The sequence below is a fragment of the Spirosoma litoris genome (genome assembly GCF_054776755.1).
Genome location: NZ_BAAHBI010000071.1, coordinates 243,885 through 255,302 on the forward strand (window position 1 = coordinate 243,885; position 11,418 = coordinate 255,302).

11 protein-coding genes are annotated in these 11,418 nt (G+C 47.2%); 7 read left to right on the forward strand and 4 right to left on the reverse strand.

From position 1 onward, the window contains the following. Positions 1 to 24: 24 nt before the first annotated feature. Positions 25 to 2,187: a tetratricopeptide repeat protein gene (locus tag ACYVGR_RS34760; protein WP_460965067.1), complete on the forward strand. Its 2,163-nt coding sequence runs from the start codon at positions 25 to 27 to the stop codon at positions 2,185 to 2,187. A 105-nt stretch (positions 2,188 to 2,292) separates the two neighbouring features. On the opposite strand, the gene ACYVGR_RS34765 is transcribed toward ACYVGR_RS34760, so the two are convergent. Continuing rightward, the gene (locus tag ACYVGR_RS34765) at positions 2,293 to 3,963 is read right to left on the reverse strand and encodes a M28 family metallopeptidase (protein ID WP_460965069.1); all 1,671 of its coding nucleotides are present in this window, start codon (positions 3,961 to 3,963) and stop codon (positions 2,293 to 2,295) included. Positions 3,964 to 4,155: 192 nt separating this feature from the next. On the opposite strand from ACYVGR_RS34765, the gene ACYVGR_RS34770 reads away from it, so the two are divergent. Beyond that, the gene (locus ACYVGR_RS34770) at positions 4,156 to 5,094 is read left to right on the forward strand and encodes a nucleoside hydrolase (protein WP_460965071.1); all 939 of its coding nucleotides are present in this window, start codon (positions 4,156 to 4,158) and stop codon (positions 5,092 to 5,094) included. Positions 5,095 to 5,275: 181 nt separating this feature from the next. Here the strand turns inward: ACYVGR_RS34770 and ACYVGR_RS34775 are convergent, their stop codons facing one another. After that, entirely contained in the window at positions 5,276 to 5,893 is a 618-nt protein-coding gene (locus ACYVGR_RS34775; RefSeq protein WP_460965073.1) for a hypothetical protein, read from the reverse strand. 131 nt (positions 5,894 to 6,024) lie between these two features. Here ACYVGR_RS34775 and ACYVGR_RS34780 point away from each other — a divergent pair, with 131 nt between their 5' ends. Both ACYVGR_RS34780 and ACYVGR_RS34785 read left to right on the forward strand, forming a co-directional pair. Continuing rightward, a complete protein-coding gene (locus tag ACYVGR_RS34780; RefSeq protein WP_460965095.1) occupies positions 6,025 to 6,609 on the forward strand; it encodes an NUDIX hydrolase in 585 nt (194 codons plus the stop codon). A gap of 133 nt (positions 6,610 to 6,742) precedes the next feature. Continuing rightward, positions 6,743 to 7,918 carry a pyridoxal phosphate-dependent aminotransferase gene (locus ACYVGR_RS34785; RefSeq protein WP_460965075.1) on the forward strand — a complete coding sequence of 392 codons (1,176 nt, stop codon included), beginning with the start codon at positions 6,743 to 6,745 and terminating at the stop codon, positions 7,916 to 7,918. A gap of 61 nt (positions 7,919 to 7,979) precedes the next feature. Here the strand turns inward: ACYVGR_RS34785 and ACYVGR_RS34790 are convergent, their stop codons facing one another. After that, a complete protein-coding gene (locus ACYVGR_RS34790) occupies positions 7,980 to 8,372 on the reverse strand; it encodes a GxxExxY protein (RefSeq protein WP_460965077.1) in 393 nt (130 codons plus the stop codon). Positions 8,373 to 8,478: 106 nt separating this feature from the next. Between ACYVGR_RS34790 and ACYVGR_RS34795 the strand changes: the two genes are divergently transcribed. From ACYVGR_RS34795 to ACYVGR_RS34805, 3 genes are all read left to right on the forward strand, one after another. After that, positions 8,479 to 9,336 carry a prephenate dehydrogenase gene (locus tag ACYVGR_RS34795; protein WP_460965079.1) on the forward strand — a complete coding sequence of 286 codons (858 nt, stop codon included), beginning with the start codon at positions 8,479 to 8,481 and terminating at the stop codon, positions 9,334 to 9,336. A gap of 107 nt (positions 9,337 to 9,443) precedes the next feature. Next, positions 9,444 to 10,322, forward strand: a complete 879-nt coding sequence (locus tag ACYVGR_RS34800; protein ID WP_460965081.1) for an aldo/keto reductase — start codon at positions 9,444 to 9,446, stop codon at positions 10,320 to 10,322. A gap of 61 nt (positions 10,323 to 10,383) precedes the next feature. Further along, positions 10,384 to 10,731: a hypothetical protein gene (locus tag ACYVGR_RS34805; RefSeq protein ID WP_460965083.1), complete on the forward strand. Its 348-nt coding sequence runs from the start codon at positions 10,384 to 10,386 to the stop codon at positions 10,729 to 10,731. 70 nt (positions 10,732 to 10,801) lie between these two features. Here the strand turns inward: ACYVGR_RS34805 and ACYVGR_RS34810 are convergent, their stop codons facing one another. Beyond that, positions 10,802 to 11,257 carry a ferritin-like domain-containing protein gene (locus tag ACYVGR_RS34810; protein WP_460965085.1) on the reverse strand — a complete coding sequence of 152 codons (456 nt, stop codon included), beginning with the start codon at positions 11,255 to 11,257 and terminating at the stop codon, positions 10,802 to 10,804. Between the last annotated feature and the right edge of the window lie 161 nt (positions 11,258 to 11,418).

Genomic DNA, 11,418 nt, shown 5'->3' on the forward strand with positions numbered 1-11,418 from the left:
TAAAATAGACGAGCATCTGCTGTTATGGCTAAAAAAAAGCAATCTTCTGGCTACGAGAATCCTCGCTCCGTAGCGCCTAAACCTACACCAACTCCAACCCAGGGTGCTGCGCGTACCAATGCAACCAGACCCGTTGATACCACACAACGTCCTCCTGTTCGATCAACCCCGGCAAAACCAGCTGTTACGGATGATTTACCGATCGAACGACGTCCGATTGAGTGGTGGCCGCCAGTTGTCCTAGCCTTGCTGGGAGTAGCCCTGTATATCAATACGTTTGGCCACCAGTATGCGCTCGACGACATTGCCGCTGTTGGTCAGAATTTGTTTGTTAAAAAAGGTCTTGCGGGTATCCCCGATTTGCTCCGTACGGAGTTCTGGCATTTCAGTAATATCTCACTAGGCTACTATCGTCCGCTGTCGCTCATTACGTTTGCGATGGAGCAGGAATATTTTAAAGATAACCCAAACATCAGCCACATGATTAATGCGGGTCTCTACGGAGTGACTGGTTTGGTTGTTGGCGTGTTGTTGCAAAAATGGCTGACGAAGCAAACGATTACCGCGTTTTTGATTGGCCTGGTCTTTATTGCCCATCCGCTACATACTGAGATTGTTGCCAACATCAAAGGGCGTGATGAAATTCTGAGCTTCCTGTTTATTTCGCTGATGCTGCTTTCGTATTGGAAGCATTTAGAGGCTGACTCGCCTTATTGGTTCAAGGGACCAATTTCAGACTGGCCATTAGGCGGCCTATTGGGTCTCTTCTCCATCGTTGGCGGCTGGGTTATTGGCAGTAGCTTAATGGTAAATACACTCGGTAGCACGGCTGGTGGTGTATTGGGCGTTTTGATTATGGGAGCCTTATCTGGCAGTTGGATGGGTCTTGCCTGCGCATCGCTCTATTTTGCTTTTCTGTCGAAAGAATCTTCCATTGTGAGTCTGGCACTGATTCCGGCGATGCAGTATTGGTTCGCCCGTCGTAATGTCTGGCAATCGCTCATTAGCTTGTGGCCATTCCTGATCGTTACGGCGCTGTTTTTCTACCAAAAACAGAAAATGATTGGAACGCTTAGTGGTACTCCTCCGGTCGACTGGGCTAACTATCCGTACGCGATTGAGAAGACCCAGAAATCAACCATGTTTAAGTTTCTGGAGTACTACCTGCGATTACTCTTTTTGCCCCATCCGCTGGTTTATGACTACTCGTACAATGTCATTCCATCGGGCGGTAAAGGCGATATCCTGACATGGGCTGGTTTCTTTACGTTCCTGGGTCTGATCTGGTTAGCCTGGAAAGGATTTATGAAGCGTACCCTCTGGGGATTTGGCATATTCTGGTTCTTCGTAACGATGGCTCCAGGTCTGGGCTTCATCTGGCTTCGGGGGGGTATTTTTGCTGAACGTTTTGCGTATGCGGCTGTGATGGGCTTTGGCTTCGTGTTAATCTGGGCCTTAGAGAAATTGCTGGTTCGTCAATCGGAAAACTCACCTAAACCCGTACTGGTTCGATACGCTCCTTTGCTTGGTCTAATGGCGGTTGTAGCGGGCTTATACTCCTTCAAAACGGTTGAACGAAACCGCGACTGGGAGAACAATTTCATCCTCTTTAACTCGGCCTTACCCTATGCGCCCAATAGCTGTCAGGTACAACGGCACGTGGCAAATGAGTGGATTGAGAAAGGCTTGAAAGATCGGGCTAAAGCTGATTCGATTGCGAACGCCACAAACGCGATTAAGCCCAAACCGTCTCTTGAGCAGGTTAAGAAAGCACAGATATTGATTGATACGAACATTGCCCATGCCAATAAACACGGCCGTTGGGCGCTGGATCACTTGCAGGAGTCAACCCGAATTTATCCTAATTTTGGTGAAGCTTACTTCTCGATGGCCTATGTGTTTCAGAAAATTACGCCTAACGTCGATTCAGCCAAGTATTACTACAAGCAAACGATCCGGGCAGCCAATGCCTATGCTCCGGCTTATAACAACCTTGGGGTAATTTATCAGGGTGAAGGTCAGACGCAGAACAACCGGCAGAAGCTGGAACTGGCCTCCTATTACTACAACCGGTCGATGGTGGTAAACCCAGCGTATGTAGACGGACAGAACAACCGGGCTAATCTGCTCAAAGCCTTTGGTATTGACGTAAAAATGCTGCCCGACTCGATTATCAATAAGTACTAAGCAAGAGCCTTACAAAGACGATATCGTTACTAAAAAGGGCGTTCCAAAATTCGGAACGCCCTTTTTAGTAACGACGCCTACCAGCCGGTAATTAATACGCTACATTCACTGTCCAACATTCCCTTTCCCAAACTTTGTACCGAAGAAGTCGCCTTTGTTCCAGGTTGGACGTTGGTTATCCTGTGCGGTCAGGTAACCGACCAGGAATTGCAATTGGGCGTGTTTGGCCGCAGAATTGAAATCAAAAGGCTGGTTCATGTCGTCCTGTGGCGTGTGGTAAATGGTTGCCCGCCATTCCAGATTGAGTTTAGTACCATCCAGATTGGGATTGCCCGTCTGCGAACCACTTTTGATAAACAATGCCGGAATCCCCTGCCGCACAAAACTGAAGTGATCGCTTCGCATAAACACCGTCTGTTCAGGAATTGGGTCAGGACTAATCGCAACGCCCAGAAAGTCAGCGGCCTGTTTGACCTCTTTAGCCAAACTCGAATGCTCAGCGCCATAGGGCACAATATCGAGTAGTGGATGAAAAAAGAACGGCATATCTAACGTCAAATTCGCCACAATTTTTTCTTTTGGCACAGTCGGGTTATTGGCAAAATAATCAGACCCTAGCAGGCCCATTTCTTCGCCCGTTACACCCACAAATAAAATAGACCGTCGGGGTGCTTTGGGTAAGGACGCATACAGGCGCGCGGTTTCGAGCATAATAGCAACACCCGAGGCATTATCGTGAGCACCGTTGAAGATCGAATCACCCTTTACAGGTTTGCCAACGCCCAGGTGATCGAGGTGAGCTACTTGTACAATGTATTCATTTTTCAGTGCGGGATCTGAGCCGGGTAATACGGCCACCACGTTAAATCCGGCAATATCTTCGGCAACATCGGTCTGCGTTTTCATGTGTACCGACACGTTGAGCGGGAATGCCTGGGATTTGTTTTTCATAGCCAGCCCCACCGCTTCGGTAAACGACGTTGGCGCATTGACAAACAGGAGCCGGGCTAGTGAGTCGCTAATAGAGGCAGCGCCTTTCAACGCCGGAAACGTGTTTTTAGGTTTTCCATCCTTACCTACCCATCGCGTTACTCCCTGGCGGGCGCGAGGAGCTGCCGTTTCGATACGACTGCGTAAATCGGTGGGTAAACTGAAAGCGATTGTACCGATGGCCCCATGCGCTACAGCATTTTCGGCTTTAGACGATGAGTTATAAGCTCGTTGATTTGACGGAAACGTAGCTGGGGCTCCATTCAGAAACGCGACAATCTTTCCCTTTACATCAATGCCCATGTAGTCATCGTAACCGAGTTCAGGCGCGGTCACGCCATAGCCAACAAAGACTACCGGAGCGGTTATATCGCCAATAGGGTTATCAGGACTTGGGTTCAGAATAAACTGTTTTCCATAACTAAGGGGCACCTCCTTGCCATTCGACAGCAAGGCCAGTAAGCTGTTTTTTTCGTTTACCTGCCACCGACGAAGGGGTACATTCTGTCGAAACGTGTTGTTCTCCCCGGCTGGTTGCAGTCCCAATGCCTTGAATTGCCCAACTACATAATCGGCCGCCATAGCAAACCCTCTTGTACCCGGTTTTCGGCCTTTCAAGGAATCGTTGGCCAGAACGCTCATATGTCTTCGAATAGCATCGGGGCGAACGGTTTTTGTAACTTGTTGAGCGTCGGCCGGAATGGCACTGGATTGGGCTACTACCCAATTTACACCAGACAGGGTCATCAATAAACTAAAGGCAATAGTTGTTGTAAAGTGTCTCATCGAAGAAGAGTAAAGCAGAAAACGATTAGCTAATATAGATCACAGTTTCAGGAGAACAAATTGACCCTTACGCAACTTTAGCTCCGATATCCATACACTTGCTTAATTGGTCGTATATTGGGCGCCCCAATTAGACCAGAAATCGGCTATGACTTTTAGAGGAAGTTGGGCCACTTAGACGATCAACAGACAATGAAGAAATTACCCATACTTATCGACTGCGACCCCGGCCACGACGATGCCGTTATGCTCATGTTGGCCATCGGTAGCGGCTTATTTGATATTAAAGCTATTACGACTTCAGCGGGCAATCAGACGCAACAAAAAACACTAACCAATGCACTAAAGCTCAAGGAATTGCTTGGCGTTGATATTCCTATCTACAAAGGTTGCGATAAACCGCTTTTTCGCAATCTTATCATTGCCGACCACGTACATGGTGAATTAGGTATGGATGGGCCAATTCTGCCTGAACCGACGCTAAAACAGGAACCGATACCAGCTGTAGAGGCCATAGCAGCTATTTTGACCAACAGTGACGAACCTATAACTCTCGTTCCAACCGGGCCACTAACCAATATTGCTACTTTTCTGCTGGCGTATCCACATCTGAAATCGAAAATTGCCCGCATATCGCTAATGGGTGGTGGTGGTTTTCGAGGCAACATGACGCCCACCGCCGAATTTAATATTTATGTTGACCCCGAAGCCGCTTCAGTCGTGTTTAACTCGGGCGTTCCGATTACCATGTGTGGTCTGGACGTTACCCACAAAGCACTCGTTTTTCAGGAAGATATTGAGCGATTCCGGTCCATCGGCAATCAATCGGGCAAAGTCGTTGCCGAATTGATGGACTTTTTCTCCATCTATTATCGAAGCGAACGCCCGGAGCTGGAAGGAGGAGCGGCCCTGCATGATCCCTGCGCCATCGCCTGGCTCATTGACTCAACGATGTTTACGTCAAAATCCTGTTACGTAGATGTCGAAGTAACGGGTAAACTAACGCTGGGCACCACAGTTGTCGACTTCTTCAATGTGTTGAAACAAGTCCCGAATACCGAGTTTGTGTATGACATTGATCGGGAGAAGTACATCAACTTGATTTACGAAGCCGTTCAAAAACTGCCTTAAGTTTTTTCGACAGGATTTGCAGGAGTAGCGTGATGTCGGTTATGAGTAACCGACATTTTAGGTTTCTCATAACCTTTTGATTTGTGATTATAAACGAGGTTTTGAGAAACCTCGCCGTGTCAGATGTAAGCATCCGACACCACAGTAAAATCCTGCAAATGCTGTTAATCCTGTCGAAAACTTAAAACCACGGTCGTCTGACTTTAAACGACTTTTTCAGGCCGCTAATCATCAGGAAGGCACCCAGAATACCAAAGATGATTGCCAGGATTGTGATGTGCAGAATGGCAAAGAGAACGGCCACCAGAATAATCAACACGGACGCTTTTAATTTCCAGCTAATCCGCTGCCACCAGTTCAGTTCTGGACGTAATCGCATGCCTAGACTCTGCCGAATTTGATTCCCTAGTTTGAGTTTTTTCTTGGGTCGGGGATCGGGTTGTTTATCGGTCGATTCAGTTGACGCTGCTAACAGCGACTGAACCCGATGCATACGATGTTCAATGCGATTGCTGGTTGTCTGAACCGGCTGATGCCTTCGATTGGCCACAACAGGGTCAGCTATCAACGGCAACGTTGTAATCGATCCATTACCTTCCGCCACTGAATCCGAATCTGGTGCTACGGTATGCGAGGCAGAACGCTTTTCCACTCTTTCACTCTTTCGCTCTTTAAACTTCTCAACGGCTAATCGGGCTGCTGCCGGATGGGATGATCGCTGAAAATACGCAACAGGGCGATGGCAGGATGAAAGAAAAAGGCATAACGCAGTAACAAAAAGGGCAATGGCATTTTTCATCAGGTCGTGAGTTGGACGAACGGAAATTGCGGAGACAAAATCCCATCTACAACGAATCAGAAGGGCCGGTTAATATGATTCACCCAAAAAAGCCTTCAATTAGTCCACAGGCTGTGCCTACCTTTGCGGCCATGATTCCAGATAAAGATCCCCAGCCCTGGCAGGTCGAAACCTCCGAGTACATTCATCAGTTGCCGTGGTTTACGGTTCGAAAAGACGCCATTCGGATGAAAAATGGTGGCTCAATTCCCAACTATTTCGTTTTCGAATATCCTGATTGGATCAATGTAGTCGCTGTTACCAAAGACAAGCAACTCGTACTTATTCGGCAATATAGACACGGCATTGCGGGGGTTCACTACGAACTTTGTGCAGGCGTTATCGATCCTGGCGAAGAGCCAATTGTGGCCGCTCAGCGTGAATTACTGGAAGAAACTGGGTTTGGCGGTGGTCAATGGCAGCATCTGATGACACTCTCTGCCAATCCGGGCACGCATGCTAACCTGACCCATGCGTTTCTGGCAACAGATGTTGAGATAAAACAGGCACAACACCTCGAAAACACCGAAGAAATCACGGTACACGTTGTTTCGCGGGAACGGGCAATGGAGATTATCAATAACGGCGAGATGATGCAGGCGCTACATTTGGCCCCATTGCTGAAATACCTGAACCGCCGGGCGGCCCCGCGGGATTTGTTTGATTTAACTGACTGATTTTGATTATCTAGTCATTAATGGTTTATGGCATTGCCCCGACGAGTATCTTTGCCGTCCAAATTGGTATGATTCCTCTGATTCCCAATCAAAATCAGAGGAATTATACCAATCAGAAAAATCCCGGTTCAGAATGATTATCCCTCTTGCTCTCCGCGCTGATCAAACGCAGGAGTATTATTTTTCAGTAAAGTTGGCTGAAGTTCGTCGGATACAGGCGGCTGGTCATGATGTGATTAACCTTGGCATTGGCAATCCTGATATGATGCCTTCGGCCAATACAATCGATGCGCTTATTCAGTCGGCGCAACAGCCTACTTCGCACGGCTATCAAAACTATAAAGGTACGCCCGCCCTACGACAGGCTATTACCCAATTCTATAGTCATACATACGGTGTTGCCCTCGACCCCGAAACAGAAATTTTACCGTTAATCGGTTCTAAAGAAGGCATCACACATATTTCGCTCACCTACCTGAATGAAGGCGATGGCGTACTGGTTCCAGAGTTGGGTTATCCAGCCTATCGGGCCGTAAGTCAGATGGTTGGCGCAAAGGTTCATGAGTACCCATTGCTGGAACAGGCTGGCTGGCAACCCGATTGGGAAGCCATGACCGATTTACTGGCCGCATTGCCCACTTCCGAAAAAGCTAAAATTATCTGGCTCAATTACCCACACATGCCCACGGGTGCACCCGCTACACACGCGCTGTTCGAACGGGCGGTACGGTTTGCGCACGACAACCGGGTATTGTTATGCCACGACAACCCTTATAGCCTGATTCTGAATAAAAAACCACCGATTAGCCTATTGTCGGTTGATGGGGCGAAAGAGGTAGCTGTGGAGTTAAACTCACTGAGCAAATCGCATAACATGGCGGGCTGGCGCATTGGCTGGATGGCTGGTGCTAAAGCGTATGTCGATGCTGTGTTAACGATCAAAAGTAACGTTGACTCGGGCCAGTTTAAACCACTCATGGACGCTGCGACCGAAGCATTGGGCAACTCTGACGACTGGCACCGGGAGCGTAACGCTGTTTACCAGGGTCGGCTGGATGCCGTTCATGCCCTTCTAAATGCGCTCGGTTGTAGCTATTCTACCGATCAGGAAGGGCTATTTATCTGGGCCAAACTACCCGATTCGGTTGAATCAGCCGAAACTTTGGTCAACGATCTATTGACAAAAAAACACGTTTTCATTGCGCCCGGCTTCATTTTTGGGCCTAAAGGAAATCGATACGTGCGGGTGTCGTTGTGCGTACCCGAAGACCGAATCCGAACCGCGATTGAACGAATTTTGGGCGTCTGAACCGGGATTTTTTTGATTAAACTGATTGGTTTGATTTTCAAGCGAGATAATAAAATTTAGTTCAAGGCCTGAATTTTTTATTTAAAAGTCGCTTAAACTGTAGACTTAAACAGCCAAAATTAATGAGCATACCTACCTCAAGATTATAAGCTTCCAAATAGTTAATAGCCTGAGCTAAATGATCATCATTGAGCGTAGCAATTGCTTTTAACTCAACAGACACTACGTTTTCAATCAGAAAATCAACTCTACGAGAGCCAATATGTCTTCCTTTGAAGAAAATCGGCATATCGTATTCACGAGCAAAACCAATATTGCATTCTTCTAATTCTATTGCTAATGCTCGTTGATAAATAACTTCTTGAAACCCACTCCCCAGTATCTTATGTACTTCAAATGCGCACCCAATTACTTTACCCGCCAACTCTGAGTATTTATATTCTGTTTTAATCATACTTTTATTAGTATTCTCTTGAAAATATAATGATTACAAATCAATATTCATCAATGAGATTAATTAATCAAAGCCAGTCAGTTAAATCATAAAAATCCCGGTTCAGATGACTGTTTCTATTATTGGCATAGGTTTATTAGGTGGCTCATTCGCCCTGGCAGTACGAGAGAAATACCCAAAAATGCACTTCATTGGCGTCGATGCGTCGCCTGTGAATGGGCAATTGGCGCTGGCAAAAGGTATTGTCGATGAAGTGCTTCCACTGGCCGAAGCCGTAGCCCAAAGTACACTTGTTGTGATGGCCACACCCGTTAACACGATCATCGATCTGTTGCCAACAGTACTTGATCATCTCCCACCGGGGGCTACCCTTATCGACTTAGGATCGACCAAAGAGTTGATTTGTGCCGTAGCCGACGCCCACGAAAAACGAGCACAGTTTGTTGCCGTACACCCGATGGCGGGTACCGAAAACTCGGGGCCTGGCGCAGCGTTCAAGGAACTGCTTCCCGGCAAAAACCTGATCATCTGCGACCGGGAGAAAAGTAATGCCGACAGCCTGACGCTTGTCGAAAGCCTATTCCGGGATATAGGTATGAAATTGTTTTACATGACTCCCCAAGAGCACGACCTGCACCTGGCCTATGTTTCTCATCTAAGCCATATCAGCGCCTTTGCCCTTGGCCTGACCGTGCTGGAAAAAGAGAAAGATGAGCAAGCCATTTTCGACATGGCGAGTACAGGTTTCAGCTCAACAGTCCGTTTGGCCAAAAGCTCACCGCAGATGTGGGCCCCCATCTTTGACCAGAATCGCACGAACGTATCGGATGCACTAGCCGCCTATATCGACTTCTTACAGCAGTTTAAAGCTGTAATTGACACTCAGGACCTTCAAACGTCACTGGATTTCATGCAGCGGGCCAACGTTATCCGGCGAGTGTTAGACGGGATCGAGAAGCGATAAGTGTAAAACTTTTTACACTTATCGATACAAAACGGATTTCTATTGGTTTATAGCCTAAAGGACGCCACAAACTGGTACGTCCCGGAACCTGAATCAATTGAATACCTATGCAAGCAAGTGAACAATCAGCCGGGTCAAACGTGGCCGCACAGGCTGGTACAATTACCATCGGGAACGATCTAACAGTCAACCGTATGGCTTACGGAGCCATGCGTATTACGGGAAATGGCATTTGGGGGCCACCCAAAGATCATGACGAAGCCATTCGCGTTTTAAAACGCTGTCTGGACCTGGGCATTAATTTTATTGATACGGCTGATAGCTATGGTCCTTATGTATCGGAAGAACTTATTGCCGAAGCACTCCACCCCTACCCCGATGGCTTAGTTATTGCCACTAAAGGGGGACTATTACGTACGGGCCCCAATCAGTGGCCGGTAGACGGAAGCCGGAAACACCTTCAGGAAGCCCTGGAGGGAAGCTTAAAACGCCTGAAAGTCGATCGAATCGATTTGTATCAATTACACCGTTTCGACTCCAAAGTTCCCTCCGACGAGTTTTTGAGTTTCTTACAGGAAGCCCAGGAGCAAGGGAAGATCAAGCACATTGGTTTATCGGAAGTGAGTATCGATCAGATTGAAGAAGCGAAAAAATACTTCGAAGTCGTATCGGTACAAAACATGTACAACTTTGGCGAACAACGCTGGAATGATGTGCTTAAATACAGCGAACAGAACAATATCGCCTTTATTCCGTGGTTTCCCCTCAACGCAGGGAACGTAGCCGCCGACAACGCCATCAAGAAAGTAGCCGCTCGCCACGGGGCAACTGACTATCAGATTGCCCTAGCCTGGCTATTAGCCGCTTCGCCTGCCATGCTTCCGATTGCCGGAACATCTTCTGTTAAGCATTTGGAAGAAAACGTAAAGGCGGCTACCATTAAACTTACCGACGAAGATTTGCAGGATATGCCACTTCCAAAATAAGGTTTACGGTATTCGATGCGATACTGTAGACCCAAACTCAGTAACCAAATCGTCAATCTGTATGCTAACACAAACCAAACAAGACCCGCAGCAATTGCTGGCTTCGACCCTGCACCGGCTGCAAGAAGGCGCTGAGCACATAAGCCCAGTCAATGATCTGATTAATCAGTGGAGCGATACGCTTGGTGAAGGCAATTTAACACTCGAAAATGTTGCCGATGAGTTGTTTTCGCTCAAACAAGCCCTGGCCGAAGGCAAAGCAGCTAAAATCGCGGGGTCGTTGCATACGCTTAGTAAACTAACAAAGCAGGCTGCTGGCGAGGAAACGGACGTTGGCTTGGTCGGCCAGCTACTCCAACTGGCTCAAGTATTGGAAGCTACTTCGAAACAGGTTACGCAGGCGGGGTAAATGAATCAATACCCTACTACTAAAAAAGGGATGACGTAAAGCCATCCCTTTTTTAGTACACTGCTCGCGACTAGGACACTTTTTCCAGTGAACTGATCTTATCATGAGCAGCCTGTAATTCACTAAGTTGTTTTACCAGATCTTCTTTGATATACGCAGGAATGTGATCCTTATCGATGGCATCCTGATACGCTTCGATGGCAGCATTTTCGCCAAATTCTACCGAACTCAACACGCTATCGCGATCCTTACCCGTCAATGCGGTTTTGATATCAATCCACGCGCGGTGAATTTTGCTGGTTACATCGGTTGAGGTGGCATCCGATACAGCCAACCCATCAATCCGTACAATGTGATCGGCTAGTTGGCTACGAAAGTTCTGGCTCTGAATAACATAATGCCGGAACAAATCGTCCAGTTGAGCATCTTCATTGTCTTCAATCGCTTTTTCATAGCCCTGAATGCGATCGTTGTTGATTTTAACCAGTTCGTTGAGATCGTCAACAATTTCCTTATTCGTAATCATAACAGTTGAATTCTATGAGTTATAAACTCAAATTACAACCTAGTGTACGCGCGATTGTTTACAAATTAACTAAAAAGTACAGAGCTTGATAAGGTTATCTCACTAGTACTCTTCCAATTTAATGATTAGATAAAATTAAGTATCTTTCCGACATGGGCCAA